Below are 18,224 nucleotides of genomic sequence, written 5' to 3' on the forward strand. Positions count from 1 at the left end.
AGTCTAGCCGCCGTACCCGGCCAGGGCCGCCTCGATCCAGTCCAGCGCTGCCGCCCCCAGCTCGGAAGGTTCGAGGATCCGGGCGGCCCCGCCGTGCTGGGCCACGAACATGGGAAGCCAGGCAGTGCTGCCGAACCGGATCTCGGCTACGAGGCCGCCGTCGGGAAGGGGTGCCACACGTTCGGCGTAATAATCGTCCGCCAAGCCGGCGCCCTGCCTGGTGAGCTGTACGAGGACCGTGGTGTCGTCGTCGTTGGGCGTGAACAGCTTGGCCGGAAAGCTTTCCCCGGCCCGGACCTGCGTGGAGGCTGGATTTCCGTTCGGGTGGACCTCCTGCACCCGGTCCAGCCTGAAGTTCCGCAGCCCCTGGGCCGAATGGCAGTAGGCCTCGAAATACCAGGTGTTGTCCAGGGAATACAGGCGGAGCGGATCCACGTCCCGTTCGGAGACCTGGTCGCGCTGGGCGGAGAAGTACACGAGCCGTAGCTGCGACCGCTCCTGGATTCCACCACGGACAACGTCAAGGACGGCCGAATCCGCGGGTCCCACCTCCGGACCGGCAAGCGAACCGGCCCGCAGCCCTTCTTCGCCGGCCGCTGCCATCAGCTTGAGGGTCACTGACTCCAGGGCACCTCCTTCGGCAAGTTCGGGAAGCCCATTGAGCGTCTCGAGCCCGGTCAGCAGCGCGCAGGCCTCGTCCACCGTAAACCGGACCGGCCTCTTGAGATCCAGGTCCTGGGTGATGTAAACGTGGCCTTCCTCCCAATGGATGTCCAGGAGGTCGTCAGGGTATCCCTCGGGAAGGCCGGAGCAGATGAGGATCCGCAGGTCGCTTTCCAGCTCCGCGGGCGTGACACCGAAGCGGGCTGCGACGTCCTGGATATGCAGGCCCTGGTTGTGGACCAGGAACGGCACCAGCTGCAGCATGCGCTTGAGCTGGTTCCTCAGAAGTGCGTTTGCGGACGGCGCGGCCCCGCGGTGCGTCCGCAAACAGATAGGCAGGGCTGGGAGCGGCGCAGAAGGCGGCAGCGTTGCGCAGCCGGTGCCGCACGGCTGCCACCAGCTCGTCGGGAGCATGTGCCACAGCGTCCGGGCCATAGGATGCGAGCTCCTCGGCCAGCACCTCAGCGTCCCTGAAGTTGACCTGCAGCCGTTCGTAGCCGGCGTCGGGCGTTCCCGCACTCCCGTCGGGAACCGAGGTCGTGCGCCGGCGCAGGCCAAGGAGGCGGCCCTCCCGGACGTCCACGACGGCGGTCCGGAGCGGGAGCTCCGGAAGCCGGTCCAGTTCTGCGCGGACATTGAAGTTCGGCGGCGCCGAGTAGGTTTCCTTCTCCAACACCGTGACGGGGCCAGTGAACCGGGAAAGCCGGAAGTGGCGCGGTGCCATGCGCGAGCGGTCGTAGCCGGTCAGATACCACTGGCCAAAGCGGCTGCCGAGGCCCCACGGCTCCACCGTCCGTTGCTCTTCCTTGCCGGTGGTGCCTGCCAGGTAGGGAAAGCTGACGGGGTGCTGGGCGTGCATGGCAGCCACCACATCATCAAAGGCCTGGCCCGCTGGCCGGATGCGCGGCTGAACACCAAGCGGAAGTTCGACGTCGGACAGGGTGCCGGAGGCCTGGAGCTTGCGGAGGGCGCTGGCAGCGGCGGTTCCCAGGGCGGCACGCTCCCACAACTGGGACGCCAGGAGAAGGACGGTCCACTCCCCCGGGCTGAGCTGGACATCGGGCAGGCGGTTCGATTCCTTGCCGATGCGGTAGCGGGTGGTGGCCGGATCATCTTCGCTCCAGCCGAGGTCCGTGACGGTTTCCACATCGAAGCCGAACTGCCGGAGGTCATTCTTGTCCCGCTCAAACATCCTGCCGAAGGCCACGTCGTTGCCGGACGTGTCATGGTAGACCTTCGCCCGCAACTCTGCCCGGCGCAGGCCGTATTTGGTGTTCAGCAGGGCTATCAGGAGGTTCAGCAGGCGTTCAGTACGGGAGACGGACACGCTGGCTACGTTACTAAACTCCTCCGCGGAAAGCAGAAAGCGCGGCAACCAACAGGAAAACAAAACCCTGATTGTTACCGCGCCTTCCGGCGTTACGATGCTTCGGTCAGCGGACGCCCATGAGGTCCACCACGAAGATCAGCGCTTCGTTGGGGCCAATGGCTCCGCCGGCCCCGCGGGAGCCGTACGCCAGTTCGGAAGGAATCTCCAGGCGGCGGCGGCCGCCTACCTTCATGCCCAGCAAGCCCTGGTCCCAGCCCTGGATGACCTGGCCCACGCCCACACGGAAGTCCAGCGGGGCGCCGCGGCCCCAGGAAGCGTCGAACTCTTCGCCGCTGGACCAGGCCACACCGACGTAGTGGGTGGAGACGGTGTCGCCCTTTTTGGCCTCGGCACCGTCACCCTCGATGAGGTCGGTGATAACCAGTTCGGTGGGGACATCGCCTTGCGGGAAGTCAATTTCCGGCTTCTGGCGGTCGAAATCGCGCTGACCAAATGACATGGTTGCTCCTTTGATTATTTGGGTGGGTGATGTGTTGCTGTTTACTTGACGCCGAGGATGTCCACAACGAAGACAAGGTCACCCTTGGCTTCGCCCTGGCCGGCATCACCGTACGCGAGGTCCTTGGGGACCACCAGGAGGACCCGGGAGCCCACCGTCTTTCCCGCCAGTCCCTGGGTCCAGCCCGGAATGACGCCGGTCAACGGGAAGCTGGCCGGCTCGCCGCGGTCAAAGCTTGAATCAAATTTAGTGCCGCCCACGAGGTTCACGCCAACATAGTTGACGGTCAACGTGTCGGTTTCCTTAACCTCCGCGCCGGTGCCCTTGATCAGGTCCTGGGACACGAGTGCTGTGGGCGCGGCGATTCCGTCAACGGAGATCTCCGGCACGCCCTGGTCGTTGTCCTTCACGGTCGGCAGGCCGGCCGGCGGGGTGACAGTCTCGCCTTCGGGCTTTGCGAGCGGAGCGACGGTCTGCGGTGCGTCCTTGGTGGAGAGCACCTTGATCAGGAGAAGCTGCGTTGGCTGGGCGGGGGCGCCTTCAGCGGTTGCGGCCTGGCCCGGGATGGCCAGGGCAAGGCTCGAGCCGACCTTGGAGCCAACAAACGCGCTGTAGATAACCGGGCTTCCGGTCTTCAGTTCCTCGTTCAGCTGCAGTGGTTCGGGCTCGCCGGGGAAAGTGTCCTCCAGCGTGGATCCGTCCGCACCGCTGAGCGCGAGGATGGAGATGTTTGCGATCTGGTTCTCTTTGACCCGGTCACCGTCACCTTCGGCGACCACCTTGATGGTGGGTTCGGTGACTTCGAGGGGCTTGGAGAACTCGACACCGGGAGCCTTCTTGTCCCCGTTGTCCGTCAGTTTCAGGGAGTCGAACTTGGCAGTGTCACCGGCAGACTGGCTGGTGGGTTCCGGTGCTGCGGGCGAACCGCCACAAGCGGTAAGCAGCAGCAGGCCGGGGATCAGGATTGCTAGGAGTCGGCGCACGTAAGAGAACTTTCGTCGGGGCAGGGTGGACGCGGAACCGGAATCAGGCGCCCGGCACCGCTGCAAGGCCAAGGAACGGCCCCATCAAGGATAGCCCGTGAACCTGAACGTCAGCCCATAGAGCCCAGCAGGGCATCCACCCGCTCATCGACGCTCCGGAAGGGATCCTTGCACAGGATGGTCTGGTGCGCGCGGTCGTTCAGCTTCAGGTGCACCCAGTCAACCGTGTAATCCCTGCCCAGTTCCTGGGCGCGCCGGACGAAATCGCCCCTCAGCTTGGCCCGCGTGGATTGCGGCGGCACGTCCACGGCGTCTTTGATCACGGTATCGTCCACAACCCGCCGAACCGCACCCCGGGACTGCAGGATGTAGTACAGCCCGCGGCTCCGCGAAATGTCATGGTACGTAAGATCCAGCTGGGCAATCCTGGGTGCGTCCAGGCCGAGGCCGTGCCGCTGCCGGTAGTTGTCCATCAGTTTTTTCTTGATGGCCCAGTCGATTTCCGTGTCGATGGTGCTGGTGTCACCGCTCTCGATGGCGTTCAGGGTCCGTTGCCAAAGATCAAGGATGAACGGTACGTGGGGATTGTGGGCCCCGTGCTCCTGAACAAAGGCCGTGACCTTCGTGAGGTACTCCTGCTGGATCTCCAGGGCCGTGAGCTGGCGGCCGTTGGCCAGACGGACCAGCGCCCTTCCACTGAGGTCGTGGGAAATCTCGCGGATGCTGCGGATGGGATTTTCCATCCTCATGTCGCGCATGATCACTCCCGCCTCAATCATGCGCAGGATGAGGTCCACGGTGCCGACCTTGAGCAGGGCTGTGGTTTCGGACATGTTGGAGTCGCCCACAATGACATGGAGCCGGCGGAAGAATTCGGCGTCGGCGTGCGGTTCATCGCGGGTGTTAATGATGGGCCGTGACCTTGTGGTGGCGGAGGAAACGCCCTCCCAGATGTGGTCTGCCCGCTGGGAAAACGCGTAGGTGGCCCCATGCGGAGTCTTCAGGATTTTTCCTGCGCCGGCGATCAGCTGCCGGGTTACCAGGAACGGGATCAGGATCTCCGCGAGCCGGGAGAATTCGCCGCGGCGCGGGATGAGGTAGTTTTCATGGCTGCCGTAGGAGTTGCCGGCCGAATCGGTGTTGTTTTTGAACAGGTAGACAGTGCCGTTGAATCCTTCCGCAGCCAGCCTTGCCTGCGCCTCGTCAACGAGGTCGTCCAAGATCAGCTCGCCCGCACGGTCGTGCGCAATGAGCTGGGCCAGGTCATCGCATTCAGCCGTGGCGTACTCAGGGTGTGAGCCGACGTCGAGGTACAGCCTGGAACCGTTGGTCAGGAAAACGTTGGATGACCGTCCCCAGCTGACCACCTTGCGGAACAGGTACCGGGCCACTTCTTCCGGGGCCAACGGCCTCGAATCGGGGCTCGAATACGAGATTCCGAACTCGGTCTCGATACCGAAGATTCTCTTGTCCATCTCAGTCCTCCTCAGCAAGCAGCGCCGTGATATCAGAATCGTTGAGCCGCCGGAAGGCCCTGCGGAAACCCCGGGAGGTCTCCGACTGCCTGTCCAGCACGGCAACCTCCACGGCCTTGGCCGGAAGGGTTCCTCCCGCTTCGCCCTGTTCAGCGGCCGGGTCGGGGCCGCTGGCCAGGCCGCGGGTAGCCAGGCGTACAGCGCCTGCGAACCGCAGCGACGGTCGCCAGCCCTCGGCGATGACCGCGGAGACACGCTCCGCCTGGCCGCCCATCACGATGAAGCCGTGCTCGTCGGCGATGGACCCGTCGAAGGTGAGCCGGTAGAGGTGGTCCAGTTCCGGCGTGGGGCCAACTTCGGCGACGGCCAGTTCCACTTCGAAGGGTTTTTGTTCGGCGGTGAAGACGGCACCGAGGCTTTGCGCGTAGACGCTCGCGAGGCCTCGTGCGGTGACATCCTCACGGTCGTAGGAGTAACCACGGACATCCGCGTACCGCACCCCGGCCTGGCGCAGGCTTTCGAATTCGTTGTACTTGCCGACGGCGGCAAAGGCGATTTTGTCGTAGATCTCGCCGATTTTGTGCAGTGAGGGTGAGGGGTTCTCAGCGACCAGGGCAATACCGTCCTGGCAGCTGATGACCACCACGGACCTGCCGCGGGCGATGCCCTTCCGTGCGAAGTCCGCACGGTCCTTCATCAGTTGTTCAGGCGAGACATAGAACTGCTGCGTCATGTTAGGCCTCCCGCCGCTCGGCAGACCTGGCTTCGATAATCCTGCCCGCCGCAGCGGCGAGCTCGGATTCGGGGATCCGCCGGGCGCCATCCCTGTTCACGGTGTACACCACGGGCCACAATTGACGGACGGGATCCGGACCACCGGTGGCGGAGTCGTCGTCGGCCGCGTCGTAAAGGGACTCGACCGCCACGGAGACTGCCTCAGCTTCGGCCAGGTTGGGCCGCCAGAGCTTCTTCAGCGCGCCGCGGGCAAAAACGGAACCGGAGCCGACCGTGTGGTGCTCGCGTTCCTCGTACCTGCCGCCGGTGACGTCGTAGGAGAAGAGCCGGCCCACGCCGGCAGTTGTGTCGAAGCCGGCGAACAGCGGCACGACGGCGAGTCCCTGCAGGGCCATCGGCAGGTTCCCGCGGATCATGGCCCCCAGCCGGTTGGCTTTGCCGTCGAGGCTCAGCAGGGTGCCCTCGATCTTTTCGTAGTGCTCCAGCTCCACCTGGAAGAGCCGCGTCAGGTCAATCGCGATGCCGGCCGTGCCGGCGATTCCCAGCACCGAATACCTGTCGGCCGGGAACACCTTTTCGATGTGCCGGCTGGCAATGACGTTGCCCATGGTGGCCCGCCGGTCCCCGGCCATCAGGACGCCGCCGCCATAACTCATCGCCACGATCGTGGTGGCATGGGGCACCTGCAGGGGAGCTGTCGCCGCCGCTGCAGCAGGCATGGCACGGTTGTACGGAAGCAGGTCCGGCCGGTCGCGCTGCAGATGCTCGGTGAATGAGGATGTCGCGTTGCCGGCTACCTGGTTGGCGGTTGTTTCCTGCACTGATGCACTCCTTGTACGTGGTCCTTCAACGTCGGTACGGATTCCGGCCGGACGCGGCTTCCGCCACCCATCCGGACCGGGTTACTGGCCGCCCTTTTGGACGAAGGCGCGGACGAACTCCTCGGCGTTGGACTCCAGGACGCCGTCGATTTCATCCAGTAGGTCGTCGACGCCCTGGGTGGCGGCCGATGCCTGGGCTTCCGGGGCTGCCGGAGGCGCCTCCGGAATCTCGTCCTCGACCTGGCTGTCGTGTGATTGTGGCTTCTGCTGCTCCTGGCCTGCCATGGTGATCTCTCCTCTAAATCCTCGGATCCGGGCGGATCTGCTGATACGCCCATATTGCCACGCTGTCCGCCCGACGGCGCGGTTTACGCCGCAGGCGGAGCGGTGTTATGCCCCAAAAGTTCGGCGAGGAACGGGCCGGCCGTCCGGTGGCGGGCAAAGAGCCCTCCCGTGAGGGCCTTGGTGCCGCGCAGGGGTTCCCGGGTTGGCACGCGCTGAAGCCGGCCGTAGCCCGGAACGTCGAAGATGACCGAGTCCCAGCTGGCCCCCACCACGTCTTTGCCGAAGCTGCTGATGCACCGTCCGCGGAAGAAGGCACGCGTGTCCGACGGCGGTTCGGTCATCGCTGCGGCGATGGCTCCGTCGTCGACGATCCGCTGCATGCGGTTCCGTGCCAGGAACCGGTAGTACAGTCCCTTCTCCGGCCTGATGTCTGCCCACTGGAGGTCCACGAGGCCGAGCCTCGCGTCACCCCAGGCAAGGTTGTCGCGGTTCCGGTAACCCTCAAGGAGGGAGAGCTTGGCCAACCACTCCACGGACGTGGCCGCCGCGTTCCTGTCGGAATCGAGCTGGGTCAGCGTGGCAGCCCATCGCTCCAGCACCTGATGCGTATGGCCGTCCCCGTCTACGGCATCGGCAACGCCGGTGTCTTGCGCCAGCTTGGCCGCCGCCTCGTGGTATATCCATTGCAGGTCCAGGGCCGTCACGCGGCGCCCGTCCAGCAGCCTGAGTTTGGCTGTCAGCGACGTGTCGTGGCTGACTGCCTGGAGGGCTGCGACGGGTTCGTGCACCTCCACTTTTGGCGCCAGCCCGGCCTCGATCAGGCTCAGGACCATGGCGGTGGTGCCGAACTTGAGGTAGTTCGAGGATTGGCTCAGGTTGGCGTCACCGATGATCACATGCAGGCGACGGTATTTGTCGGCGGTGGCGTGCGGCTCATCCCGGGTGTTGATGATGGGACGCCGGATGGTGGTTTCCAGGCCCACCTCCGCCTCGAAGAAGTCTGCGCGCTGGCTGATCTGGTACCCGGGCGTGGAGCTGTCCTGCCCAAGGCCCACCCGCCCGGCGCCGCAGATGATCTGCCGCGTGACGAAGAACGGCGTCAGCCCCCGCACGATGTCCCCGAAGGGTACCGAGCGTGGCATGAGGTAGTTCTCGTGGGAGCCGTAGGAGACGGACTTGTTGTCCGTATTGTTCTTGTACAGGTTGACCGGGGGAAGCTCGGGATCCGCGGCCAGGCGGCGGACTGCCGCCAGCGCGACGAGGTCCCCGGCTGCATCCCAGATCACCGCATCGCGGGGGTTGGTCACCTCTGCACTGGAGTACTCCGGGTGGGCATGATCCACGTACAGGCGGGCTCCGTTGCCCAGGACCATGTTCATCAGGAGGCTGCCGGACTCGTCCTCGCCGTCCAGTTCCAATTCTTCGCGGCCGTAGGCAAGCGCCACCGCTTCGGCGTCGAGTACCGGCGGCTGGTCTGTCAGCTGGCTGGGGTGGGCCGACGCCCTTTCCAGGGTCCAGCCACGGGCGTCGTGGAGGGGCTCCTCGTCCGTGTAATCCCACCGGGTCTCTGCCCCTCCAGCTGCCCGTTGCCGCGTCACCTGGGCATAAGCCTGGACAACGCGGGCGGACATCATGGTGGCGTTTGCTCCGGGCGCCGACGGGGCGTGGATGCCGTATTCCGTTTCCGCCCCCATGACGCGCATGGCCCCGCCGGCCGGGAGCCCTCCCCCGCCGGCGCGTTCCGGGGCTGCCGTCACAGGTACTGTCCTGTGTTCGGCATCGTTTCGATGGACTTGCCGGGCTCCTGGCCTGCCTTACCCTGCACGATGGTGCGGATGTACGTGATCCGTTCGCCCTTCTTGCCTGAGATCCGGGCCCAGTCGTCCGGGTTGGTGGTGTTGGGCATGTCCTCGTGCTCGCGGAATTCATCCACCACGGCACGCAGCAGGTGCTCGATCCGGAGACCCTTCTGGTGCAGCGTCAGGAGATCCTTGATGGCGTACTTCTTGGCCCGGTCCACAACGTTCTGGACTACGGCGCCTGAATTGAAGTCCTTGAAGTAGAGCATTTCCGTATCGCCGTTGGCGTAGGTGACTTCCAGGTACTCGTTGGACTTTTCCGTGGAGTACATGGCTTCAACCGTGCGCTGGACCATGGCGTCCACCGTCGCCTGGACGTCACCGCTGTGTTCGGCGAGGTCGGACTCGTGGAACGGCAGGTCCGTGGTGATGTATTTGTTGAAAATATCCGCCGCGGCCTCTGCGTCGGGGCGCTGGATTTTGACTTTCACGTCCAGGCGGCCGGGGCGGAGGATGGCTGGGTCAATCATGTCCTCGCGGTTGGATGCACCGATCACAATGACGTTGTCCAGCCGCTCCACGCCGTCGATCTCACTCAGCAGCTGCGGGACGATGGTGGTCTCGACGTCGGAGGAGATCCCGGTTCCACGGGTCCGGAACAGCGAATCCATTTCGTCAAAGAAAACCACTACGGGGCTGCCGTCAGAGGCCTTCTCCCGGGCCCGGGAGAAAATCAGGCGGATGTGGCGCTCTGTCTCGCCCACGTACTTGTCCAGAAGCTCCGGACCCTTGATGTTGAGGAAATAGCTCTTCAGGTCCACATTGCCGGAGCGCTCCGCCGCACGGGCGGCGAGGGAGTTGGCAACAGCCTTGGCAATCAGGGTCTTGCCGCACCCTGGCGGACCGTACAGCAGGATGCCCTTCGGGGCTTTCAGCCCATGCTCGCGGTAGAGGTCCGGGTGCAGGAACGGCAGTTCCACTGCGTCCCGGATCTGCTCGATCTGCGGACCGAGGCCGCCGATGTCCTCGTACGTGATGTCGGGGACTTCTTCGAGGACCAGGTTCTCTACTTCGGAGCGGGGCACTTTTTCGAGGGCGTAACCGGTGCGCGAGTCGATGGACAGTGCGTCCCCCACCCTGAGCTTCTCGGTGAGCAGGGCTCCGGAGAGCCTGATGACACGTTCTTCGTCGGCCCGCCCCACGACCAAAGCGCGGTCCGTTCCGAGCATTTCCTTGAGCGTCGCGAGTTCGCCGGCGCGTTCATAGCCGAGGCCGGCCACAATCAGCAGTGCCTCGTTGAGGAGGACCTCCTGGCCGACCGCCAGCTGGTTGATGTTGACCAGGGGGCTGATGCCCACCCGCATCTTCCGGCCGGCGTTGAAAATGTCCGCCGACTCCTCGGTGGCCGCCTGGCCGCTGTTGCCCGGTGACGGCAGCCGCCTGGGATTGAGCTGCAGGACGGTGCCGAAGCTGTACGGGGGCTGGCCCTCCTGGTCCAGGGCATTTTTCAGCCGCAGGATCTCGGCCTTGGCCGCTTCCAGCATGCTGACCAACTTGGTGTTGTTCTGCGTGGCGGCTGCCAGCTGGCGGTCAATGTGCCTGAGTTTGTCGCGGAGGACATTGGCCTGCCGCTCTGCAGCCGACAGTTCGTTGGCGGCCGACTGCTCCGCCGGTGTACGTCCGGAGTCCTGATTCGGCGTCTCCATGGTGCATCAGCCCCTTCCTGCTCTTCTTCTTAAGACCTTAGCCCCAAGTTGGCAGGTACTGCTGGAGACTCCCGAAATGTGGACTAGTTCGTGATCTCCGGTTCGTCCTTGACGTTGGTGCCGGCGATGGCATCGCGCGCGGCTCGGCGGAGCTTTTTGTCGGAGACCAGGCGTTCGCCCACGGCACCGGGTGTCCAGGCGTTGACGTCTTCTTCGTTGAAGCCAGTCTTCGAGGGACGGCGCTTGACGGAGATGCCGGTGACGCCGTCGGCAAGCCGGCGGGTGACCAGCAGGAAGCCGGTGTGGGCCACCATGCGGTGGTCCGGACGGACGGCCAGGCCCTCAAGGTGCCAGCCGCGGACCATGGACTCCCAGGCGTCGGGTTCGGTGAAGCGGCCGTCAGCCCTGATGGCCTCCGCGGTCCGGGAGAGCTGGGTGACCGTGGCCACGTAGTTGATCCAAACGCCGCCGGGTGCGAGGACGGTGGCGACGGCATCGAGGCACTCCCAGGGTGCCAGCATGTCCAGCACGACACGGTCCACGGATCCGGGTGCCTCGCTGCGGACTACTTCCTCCTGGAAGTCGCCAAGGGAGATCCTCCACGCCGGGTGCGGGCCGCCAAAGATGGTTTCCACATTCCCGCGGGCAATGTCCGCAAATTCCTCACGGCGCTCGAAGGAGTGGAGGTAGCCGTTGTCGCCAACGGCCCGGAGCAGCGAGATGGACAGCGCTCCAGAACCAACGCCGGCTTCGACAACCCTGGCGCCGGGGAAAATATCGGCCATGGTGACGATCTGGCCGGCGTCCTTCGGGTAGACCACTGCGGCGCCACGCGGCATGGAGAGGACAAAATCCGAAAGGAGCGGTCGCAGCGTCTGGTACTGCTGGCCGACGTTGTTCACAACGACTGAGCCATCTGCTTTTCCGATGATCTCGTCGTGGTTCAGGAAGCCGCGGTGCGTGTGGAAGGCGCCGCCGCTTTCGAGAGAGATCGTGTTCATGCGGCCGCGTTCGTCGGTCAGCTGGACCCGTTCGCCTTCACGGAAAGGCCCGCGGCGGCGGGCAGCTCCCACCGGCTGGGTGCCATTGGCGGCAACACCGGTGGTGGTTGGTGCTGCGGCTTCGGCGGCAGTTTCGCTGCTCATGGATTTTCCTCGCTCCTGTAAAACTGTGGGGCCACGCATCGAAATAGGTCCGCCGGGTGTGGCGCAGGCCTCCGGGCGGCCACGCGGCGGCAATGCACGGCCGGCACGTAACTCTACCGGCTTTGACCCTGCGGATGCCTATTTGACGGGTCAGCCTTGCCGGTAATGGCGGCCACCACCACGTTCTGCGCCAGAAGGCCGGTGACCGTTCCGTGATGGTCCACCACGGCATATTCGTGACCGTCCAGCTGGGAAAGGTACTGGATCAGTTCCTGCCCCTGGGACGACTCAGGTACGTAGGCTCCCGCCGCGAGGGCATAGGACACCGCCGTGGCAGGCGTGGTGCCGGCCGCGTAGTCAGGAACCGCGGCGAGGGCACTGGGATCCACAACACCCTGCGGGCGTCCATCCGGCCCGCAGACCACAACGGCGCGTGAGCCGTCCGGTGACAGCCTGCGGATGTCCGCCACCACCGCGGTGGCTGGAATTCCGACGGCGGGAGCCGCCAGGGCAGCGGCGCTGACCAGATGCATCCTTCCGCGCAGAGTGCCCTGCTGGATTGCGGCGCTGGCTCCCATCCAGAGGAAGCCGCCGACGAGGACGGTGATCATCAGGAGGCTGAAATCAGGTGTCTCACCGGCCAGCAGCGGCCGGGCAATGAACCAGAAGCCCAGCGCCACCACGATGACGCGGCCGGCCCAGCCGGCGGCGACGGTGCCTTTGGCCTGGCTCCCGGTTGCTTTCCACACGGCCGACTCAACGATCCTGCCGCCGTCCAGCGGGAGTCCGGGCAGGACGTTGAAGATGCCGATGACGAAGTTGGCCCACATAAAGATGTTCGTGAGGATCTCGGCCACGGTGCCCATGCTGGTGGTGGACAGGACCATCCAGGCACCGCCGGCGAGGACCAGGTTGGCAGCCGGTCCTGCCAGCGCCACGATGACCGAGCGCGCCGGCGTCGCCGTGAAATTCTCAAACTGCGTGTGGCCGCCCCAGAGATTCAGCACGATCTTCTGCGTGGGCCAGCCGTAGATCTTGGCCGTGAGGGCGTGCGCCAGTTCGTGGACCAGGACGGAGATCAGGAGTAGTAGGGCGTACGCGAACGCCATGTAGTAGGCGGAGACGCCCAACACCGGATTCTGCTCCAACAGCAGGGGCCCGTAGACAATGACGGTAAAGGCGGCGATCACAAACCACGAGTAGGCCAGAATGACCGGGATTCCGGCGATCCGGCCGAGCGGTATTCCTTCGCGGCGGGCGGGGGCGGGCTTGGAGCTCATGACGGGGTCCCCGTCACAAGCACTGCAGATCCAGCCGCCGCGGCGGCCAGGCTGCCCGCAGCGATGGCCTCCAGCTCGGAAACGGTGCGGCCGGCCAGGGATTCCCAGATGGTGTGCCTGGGATCGTCGGGGATCGGGACAATGTGCGGAATGGCGACGGTGGCGACGCCTGAGGCCACAGCAGCAGCCACTCCCGGCGCGGAGTCCTCCAGGGCGACGCAGTGATCCACGGTCAGGTCCGGGTCCGCGTCCTGAAGCAGCTCCACTGCCTTCAAGTATGCTTCCGGGTGCGGCTTTCCCTGGGTGACGGTGTCCCCCGTGACCAGGAATTCGAAGTAAGGCTTGGGCAGGCTCGCGACAATTTCGCGGGCCAACGGCTCCTCCGACATGGTCACCAGCGCGCACCGCACTCCGGCGAGGTGCAGGTCATCCAGCAGTTCCCTCGCCCCGGGGCGCCAGGGAACAGAGTGCCGGACGCTCCTGATGACCTCAGCGGTCAGGGTGTCGATGATCTCCCGGCGCTCCAGCCGGACACCGGCTGCTTGGAGGATTCCGGCCGAATACGTCAGTGACTGTCCCACGAGCTGCATGGCCTGCCCGTGCGACCAGGTGCCGCCATGCGCTTCAACGAGGGCGTGCTCGGCGGCAATCCAGTAGCGTTCAGTGTCCACAATGGTGCCGTCCATATCCCAAAGAACGGCTCTGAGCGGGGAAACGGAGGGTAGGGATCGCATGGTCCCAGTCTACGGGGCGCACCTGAGCGCCAGCCGGTGGATACGCCCTCGGCGAATATCAGCATTGCCTTCGGGCCCGCACGCGCCCCGGCGCACTCTTTGGCTCTTCATTCAATGCGTCGCGCCGGTTCTTGGACGTAGGGTGATGAGATGAATAGCTTCGACGGAGACACCGCGGAACCGGGTGCCGCACCTGAACCGGAGCAGTTCCTGCTGCCAGTGGCGGACGGGGAGCGCATTACTGTGATGCTGGCCGCATTTGAAGGCTGGAACGATGCCGGCGAAGCCGCCAGTGATTCCTTGCGCTACCTGAACAGGGTTTGGGGCGGCAAGAAGGTCGCGTCCATTGACGCCGACGAATACTACGATTTCCAGTTCACGCGTCCTACGGTCCGCAGGAACGCCGCGGGGGAACGCAAGATCAAGTGGCCATCCACACGGATCTACAAGGCCAGTGCGCCGGATTCGAACGTGGACGTCATTTTCGTCCAGGGCATTGAGCCGTCCTACAAGTGGCGGGCCTATACGGCGGAACTGCTGGTCCACGCCGAAGCGCTGAAGGTGGACTACGTGGTCCTGGTGGGGGCCCTTCTGGCAGACGTTCCGCACAGCAGGCCGATTCCGGTCAGCACCTCCTCCGACGACGCTGTGTTGCGGGAACGCCTCAACCTTGAAGCATCCCAGTATGAAGGTCCCGTCGGCATAGTCGGAGTACTGTCCGAAGTGTCCCTCCTGGCGGGCCTTCCTACTGTTTCCCTCTGGGCAGCCGTCCCGCATTACGTGGCCCAGGCCCCGTCACCCAAGGCGCAGCTGGCTCTCCTGCACCGGGTCGAGGAATTGATCCAGGTCCCGCTGGACACGCACGAACTGGCGGAAGAGGCAGCTGCGTGGGAACGCGGCGTCGATGAGTTGGCTACCGAGGATCCGGAGATCGCCGCGTACGTCCGCCAGCTGGAAGAGGCAAAAGATACGGCCGATCTTCCGGAGGCGAGCGGTGAATCCATCGCGCGGGAGTTTGAGCGCTATCTCAAGCGTCGGGGCCGGGACAAGCCCTAAAGTACGACGCCGAGCAAGGCGTCCAAGGCGTCCCTGACCAGGGCCTGATCATGCTGGCTGCCCGCTGCCGCGGCGGAGTCCGCCGAGGCAGCCCAGCGGTCAACAGCTTCCAGGGCGGCCGGTGCGTTCAGGTCAGATGCAAGGGCGGACCGCATTTCTGCGATCAGGCCGGGGGCCGATCCTTCCGGCGAGGCGGCGACGGCGCTGCGCCACGCAGCCAGGCGGTCCTTCGCGGCTTCAAACCCTTCAGCGGTCCAGGACCAGTCTGAACGGTAATGGTGGGCCAGGATAGCCAGGCGGATGGCTGCCGGATCTTCTCCCTCGGCCCGAAGTTTGGACACCAGGACCAGGTTGCCCTTGGACTTGCTCATCTTTTCGCCGTCCAGGCCCACCATGCCGGCGTGGGCATAATGGTGGGCCAGCGGCACTTCGGCGAGGGAATAGGCGTGACCGGCGCCCATCTCGTGGTGCGGGAAGATGAGGTCAGAGCCGCCGCCTTGGACAGTGAAGGGAGCCGGCAGGTACCGCTGGGCGATGACCGTGCATTCGATGTGCCAGCCAGGCCTGCCCTGGCCCAATTCGCCGCCCGGCCAGCTGGGCTCGCCGTCACGGGCAACCCGCCAGAGCAGGGGGTCCAGGGCCTGCCGCTTGCCGGCCCGGCCCGGGTCGCCGCCGCGTTCGGCGAACAGTTCCAGCATTTCGGCTTCACCAAGGCGGGAGATCGAGCCCAGGGTCCAGGCATCCGGGGCGACCGACTGCTTGCCGGCAGCTTCGACGTCGTAATAGACGTCGCCGGCGGGCTCCCCTGCCGTACCAGGGACGCGGTAGGCCAGCCCCAGCCGGACCAGCCGTTCGATGGCCGGAACAATGATGTCAACTGATTCAACGGCACCCACGTAGTGGTCCGGCGAGAGGACGTTCAGGGCCTCCATGTCGGTCTGGAAGAGTTCAATCTGGCTCGCGGCCAGGTCCCGCCAGTCCACACCGGTGGCAGTCGCGCGCTCCAGCAGGGGGTCGTCGACGTCGGTGACGTTCTGGACGTAGGAAACCTGCTGGCCGGCGTCACGCCAGGCCCTGTTCAGCAGATCGAAGGCCACGTAGCTGGCCGCATGGCCCATGTGGGTTGCGTCGTAGGGAGTGATCCCGCAGACGTACATGGACTGCTCTCCCCCGGCCCGGAGCGTGACCTCACTCCCCTTTGCGGTGTCGAACAGCCGGATGGCAGGCATGGCGCCGGGCAGCGCAGGGACAGGGCGGGAGGTCCAGGATTTCACAGCCTAAGCCTACGGCTAGGCGCTGATGACATTGAAACCGAGCAAAAGATACAGGGCCAGGCCCAGGAAGATCCGGTACCAGACGAAGAGCCGGTAGCTTCGGGTGGAAATGAACCTGAGGAACCAACCGATGATCACGTAGCCCACCACCAGGGCGATGACGGTGGCCAGCGCCGTCTCCGGAAGGCCGTAGGGGCCGGTGATGCCTTCCTTGGAGACCACTTTGTACAGCTGGTAAAGGCCGCTGCCGAACACCGCCGGGATAGCCAGGAGGAACGAATACCGCGCGGCGGCTTCGCGTGTGTAGCCCATCAGGAGACCTGCGGTGATGGTGCCGCCGGATCGCGACACACCGGGAATAAGAGCCAGGGCCTGGGCGAAGCCGTACAAAATGCCGTGTTTGTAGGTGAGCTGGGTGAGGTCCCGGTCCTGCTTTCCGATCGCGTCGGCCACGGCCAGAAAGAGCCCGAAGACGATCAGCATGGTGGCTACGAGCCACAGGCTCCTCAGCACCGACTCGATCTGGTCCTGGAACAGCAGACCCAGCACGATGATGGGGAGGCTGCCCAGGATCACCAGCCAGCCCATGCGGGCATCCGGGTCCTGCCGGGAGACTTTTCCGGTCAGCGAACCCGCCCAAGCCTTGACGATCCGCACGATGTCGCGCCAGAAGTAGATCACCACCGCCGTTTCGGTACCAAGCTGCGTGATGGCGGTAAACGCGGCTCCGGGATCGGATGCGTTGGGCAGAAACTGCCCCACAATCCGCAGGTGCGCGCTCGATGAAATCGGTAGAAATTCGGTCAGTCCCTGCACTAGGCCCAGCAGGGCCGCCTCAAACCAGTTCACGCTAAGACCCTACGTCATGGACCCTGTTGATTCCCCGTAAGCTTGCAGCTATGCAGCAGCGTTACGTCGGCAACAGTGGATTGCGAGTCTCCGCCCTTTCCCTCGGCACCATGTCCTGGTCCGGCGATACCGACGAACAGGATGCCTCGGAGATATTGCGGACATTTATTGACGGTGGCGGAAAACTCATAGATACCGCGGCGTCTTACGCCGACGGCCGCGCCGAGGCGATGATCGGCTCTCTCCTGGGTGACGTCGTCTCCCGCACCGAAGTCTGCATTTCCACCAAGGCGGGGATGTCGACGTCGGACGGCCGGCGCACGGTGGACACGTCGCGCAACGCGATGCTCACCGGCCTGGACGCCAGCCTGGCAAGGCTGGGGACTGACTACGTGGATATCTGGTTTGCCCAGGCATGGGACGGCAACGTCCCGCTGGACGAGACCCTGTCCGCGCTTGAATTCGCGCTCCGGAGCGGCCGCGCCCGCTATGCGGGCATCTCCAACTTCAACGGGTGGCAAAGCGCCAAGGCCGCGGCGGTGGCCGGATTTCCGCTCGTAGCCGCGCAGGCTGAATATTCACTCCTTCAGCGAAAGGCAGAAGCGGAACTGGTTCCCGCCGTCGAAGATGCCGGCCTGGGGCTGATGGCCTGGGCTCCCCTGGGACGCGGCGTCCTGACCGGCAAGTACCGCAGCGCCATTCCCGCCGATTCCCGGGCGGCAAGAACAGACTCCGCACCTTACGTAGAGCCGTATCTGGAGGCGCAGCCGTCCAGCGTGGTGGAAGCCGTGGCCATGGCGGCCAAGGGCCTGGGCCGGACACCACTGGATGTCTCGCTGAGCTGGCTGTTGTCCCAGCATGGCGTGGCCACGGCCATCGTCGGGCCCAGGACTCCCGTGCAGGCGAAAGAAATCATGGCCGCCCAACTGACCAGGCTGCCGCCCGAAATTGCCCGCGCGCTCGAGGACGTTTCCCTGCCCGGCTGACACGCCGTTCAGGGCCGCAGCGTTAGGTCGTTGCCCGCGTGGTGTTCTTAGTCCTGGACGATTTCCAGGTCCTCGTCGTCGTCGATGCCGGCTTCATCGTCCTCATCTTCTTCATCATCGAAGACCTGAAGGGGCGTAACTTCGCTGTAAGCCTCGTAGAGTGCGTCTTCGTAAACCTCGAACGCATCCGCGACCGCAAAAAAAGACGCTTCGACCGCGGGATCGCCATCGCCACGTCGGTTGGATGCTGCTATAAGGTGTTCTTCCAAGGCAGTTGTCAAGGACTGAAGCGCGACACGCGGATCGATGCTCATGACTTCACGTTAGCCGGAAAAGGACGAAAATGGAGAGCAATGAAGGAACATTTTCTCACCAGCTCGGTCAAGCGTGAACGGGACTTTCTGAGGCAGTACGAGTACCTCGTTCTGACGGTCAGCCCTGACGATTCACTGCCTGACGCCAGGCGCCGGCTCGTGGAGCATTCCGAGTACGGCAAGTGGGAGCTGGAACGCAGCAAGCTGTATTTGGGCGGCGGCAGGCGCTTCTGGCTCCGCCGCCGAGTGATGCAGGTCCAGCGGACCGTGTAGGGATTACCGGCCAGTGG

The 18,224-nt window shown here is 64.8% G+C and carries 17 protein-coding genes and 1 pseudogene; 3 read left to right on the plus strand and 15 right to left on the minus strand.

Annotation, left to right across the window (positions count from 1 at the left end; all coding sequences use genetic code 11):
* Positions 1-3 precede the first annotated feature (3 nt).
* The 12 genes and pseudogenes from ACVWY0_RS12860 to ACVWY0_RS12915 all read right to left on the minus strand — a co-directional run bounded on the left by ACVWY0_RS12860 (position 4) and on the right by ACVWY0_RS12915 (position 13,455).
* Positions 4-1,990, minus strand: a pseudogene (locus ACVWY0_RS12860) (helix-turn-helix transcriptional regulator).
* Between the two features lie 106 nt (positions 1,991-2,096).
* The gene (locus tag ACVWY0_RS12865; protein ID WP_485837043.1) at positions 2,097-2,492 is read right to left on the minus strand and encodes an FKBP-type peptidyl-prolyl cis-trans isomerase; all 396 of its coding nucleotides are present in this window, start codon (positions 2,490-2,492) and stop codon (positions 2,097-2,099) included.
* 41 nt (positions 2,493-2,533) lie between these two features.
* Positions 2,534-3,475, minus strand: coding sequence for an FKBP-type peptidyl-prolyl cis-trans isomerase (locus tag ACVWY0_RS12870; protein WP_056339999.1), 942 nt, complete (start codon positions 3,473-3,475; stop codon positions 2,534-2,536).
* A 110-nt stretch (positions 3,476-3,585) separates the two neighbouring features.
* Positions 3,586-4,950 carry a Pup--protein ligase gene (pafA, locus tag ACVWY0_RS12875; protein WP_111907600.1) on the minus strand — a complete coding sequence of 455 codons (1,365 nt, stop codon included), beginning with the start codon at positions 4,948-4,950 and terminating at the stop codon, positions 3,586-3,588.
* Between the two features lies 1 nt (position 4,951).
* A complete protein-coding gene (gene prcA / locus ACVWY0_RS12880; RefSeq protein ID WP_248760570.1) occupies positions 4,952-5,683 on the minus strand; it encodes a proteasome subunit alpha in 732 nt (243 codons plus the stop codon).
* A 1-nt stretch (position 5,684) separates the two neighbouring features.
* Entirely contained in the window at positions 5,685-6,506 is an 822-nt protein-coding gene (gene prcB / locus ACVWY0_RS12885; protein WP_485837044.1) for a proteasome subunit beta, read from the minus strand.
* 81 nt (positions 6,507-6,587) lie between these two features.
* Complete coding sequence (locus tag ACVWY0_RS12890; protein ID WP_056339984.1) at positions 6,588-6,791, minus strand: ubiquitin-like protein Pup; 204 nt, start codon at positions 6,789-6,791, stop codon at positions 6,588-6,590.
* Positions 6,792-6,874: 83 nt separating this feature from the next.
* Positions 6,875-8,548 (minus strand): depupylase/deamidase Dop, encoded by a 1,674-nt coding sequence (gene dop / locus ACVWY0_RS12895; protein WP_371706669.1) that lies wholly within the window; start codon positions 8,546-8,548, stop codon positions 6,875-6,877.
* Complete coding sequence (gene arc, locus ACVWY0_RS12900; RefSeq protein WP_485837045.1) at positions 8,545-10,296, minus strand: proteasome ATPase; 1,752 nt, start codon at positions 10,294-10,296, stop codon at positions 8,545-8,547. Before arc ends, dop begins: the two co-directional genes overlap by 4 nt.
* A gap of 83 nt (positions 10,297-10,379) precedes the next feature.
* Positions 10,380-11,441, minus strand: coding sequence for a tRNA (adenine-N1)-methyltransferase (locus ACVWY0_RS12905; RefSeq protein WP_104061484.1), 1,062 nt, complete (start codon positions 11,439-11,441; stop codon positions 10,380-10,382).
* Positions 11,442-11,554: 113 nt separating this feature from the next.
* On the minus strand, positions 11,555-12,721 hold the full coding sequence (locus ACVWY0_RS12910) for a site-2 protease family protein (protein ID WP_485837046.1): 1,167 nt from the start codon (positions 12,719-12,721) through the stop codon (positions 11,555-11,557).
* Positions 12,718-13,455, minus strand: coding sequence for an HAD family hydrolase (locus tag ACVWY0_RS12915; RefSeq protein WP_485837047.1), 738 nt, complete (start codon positions 13,453-13,455; stop codon positions 12,718-12,720). The genes ACVWY0_RS12910 and ACVWY0_RS12915 overlap by 4 nt, the downstream gene beginning before the upstream one ends.
* A gap of 150 nt (positions 13,456-13,605) precedes the next feature.
* Between ACVWY0_RS12915 and ACVWY0_RS12920 the strand changes: the two genes are divergently transcribed.
* Positions 13,606-14,511 carry a PAC2 family protein gene (locus ACVWY0_RS12920; protein WP_485837048.1) on the plus strand — a complete coding sequence of 302 codons (906 nt, stop codon included), beginning with the start codon at positions 13,606-13,608 and terminating at the stop codon, positions 14,509-14,511.
* On the opposite strand, the gene mshC is transcribed toward ACVWY0_RS12920, so the two are convergent.
* Complete coding sequence (mshC, locus tag ACVWY0_RS12925; protein WP_485837049.1) at positions 14,508-15,785, minus strand: cysteine--1-D-myo-inosityl 2-amino-2-deoxy-alpha-D-glucopyranoside ligase; 1,278 nt, start codon at positions 15,783-15,785, stop codon at positions 14,508-14,510. The genes ACVWY0_RS12920 and mshC overlap by 4 nt on opposite strands.
* Positions 15,786-15,800: 15 nt before the next feature.
* The gene (locus ACVWY0_RS12930; RefSeq protein WP_485837050.1) at positions 15,801-16,634 is read right to left on the minus strand and encodes an undecaprenyl-diphosphate phosphatase; all 834 of its coding nucleotides are present in this window, start codon (positions 16,632-16,634) and stop codon (positions 15,801-15,803) included.
* 50 nt (positions 16,635-16,684) lie between these two features.
* Here ACVWY0_RS12930 and ACVWY0_RS12935 point away from each other — a divergent pair, with 50 nt between their 5' ends.
* Positions 16,685-17,620: an aldo/keto reductase gene (locus ACVWY0_RS12935; RefSeq protein WP_485837051.1), complete on the plus strand. Its 936-nt coding sequence runs from the start codon at positions 16,685-16,687 to the stop codon at positions 17,618-17,620.
* Positions 17,621-17,667: 47 nt separating this feature from the next.
* On the opposite strand, the gene ACVWY0_RS12940 is transcribed toward ACVWY0_RS12935, so the two are convergent.
* Positions 17,668-17,934, minus strand: coding sequence for a hypothetical protein (locus tag ACVWY0_RS12940; RefSeq protein WP_485837052.1), 267 nt, complete (start codon positions 17,932-17,934; stop codon positions 17,668-17,670).
* Positions 17,935-17,973: 39 nt separating this feature from the next.
* Here ACVWY0_RS12940 and ACVWY0_RS12945 point away from each other — a divergent pair, with 39 nt between their 5' ends.
* Positions 17,974-18,207: a DUF5703 family protein gene (locus tag ACVWY0_RS12945; RefSeq protein WP_485837053.1), complete on the plus strand. Its 234-nt coding sequence runs from the start codon at positions 17,974-17,976 to the stop codon at positions 18,205-18,207.
* Positions 18,208-18,224 lie beyond the last annotated feature (17 nt).

Source organism: Arthrobacter sp. UYNi723, assembly GCF_054057635.1.

What these genes read in the sequence shown, in the direction of transcription:
- ACVWY0_RS12865 (WP_485837043.1), bottom strand. Translation starts at nt 2,492, where the DNA reads ATGTCATTTGGTCAGCGCGATTTCGACCGCCAGAAGCCGGAAATTGAC.
- pafA (WP_111907600.1), bottom strand. Translation starts at nt 4,950, where the DNA reads ATGGACAAGAGAATCTTCGGTATCGAGACCGAGTTCGGAATCTCGTAT.
- prcA (WP_248760570.1), bottom strand. Translation starts at nt 5,683, where the DNA reads ATGACGCAGCAGTTCTATGTCTCGCCTGAACAACTGATGAAGGACCGT.
- ACVWY0_RS12890 (WP_056339984.1), bottom strand. Translation starts at nt 6,791, where the DNA reads ATGGCAGGCCAGGAGCAGCAGAAGCCACAATCACACGACAGCCAGGTC.
- arc (WP_485837045.1), bottom strand. Translation starts at nt 10,296, where the DNA reads ATGGAGACGCCGAATCAGGACTCCGGACGTACACCGGCGGAGCAGTCG.
- ACVWY0_RS12905 (WP_104061484.1), bottom strand. Translation starts at nt 11,441, where the DNA reads ATGAGCAGCGAAACTGCCGCCGAAGCCGCAGCACCAACCACCACCGGT.
- ACVWY0_RS12910 (WP_485837046.1), bottom strand. Translation starts at nt 12,721, where the DNA reads ATGAGCTCCAAGCCCGCCCCCGCCCGCCGCGAAGGAATACCGCTCGGC.
- ACVWY0_RS12915 (WP_485837047.1), bottom strand. Translation starts at nt 13,455, where the DNA reads ATGCGATCCCTACCCTCCGTTTCCCCGCTCAGAGCCGTTCTTTGGGAT.
- ACVWY0_RS12920 (WP_485837048.1), top strand. Translation starts at nt 13,606, where the DNA reads ATGAATAGCTTCGACGGAGACACCGCGGAACCGGGTGCCGCACCTGAA.
- ACVWY0_RS12935 (WP_485837051.1), top strand. Translation starts at nt 16,685, where the DNA reads ATGCAGCAGCGTTACGTCGGCAACAGTGGATTGCGAGTCTCCGCCCTT.
- ACVWY0_RS12940 (WP_485837052.1), bottom strand. Translation starts at nt 17,934, where the DNA reads ATGAGCATCGATCCGCGTGTCGCGCTTCAGTCCTTGACAACTGCCTTG.
- ACVWY0_RS12945 (WP_485837053.1), top strand. Translation starts at nt 17,974, where the DNA reads ATGAAGGAACATTTTCTCACCAGCTCGGTCAAGCGTGAACGGGACTTT.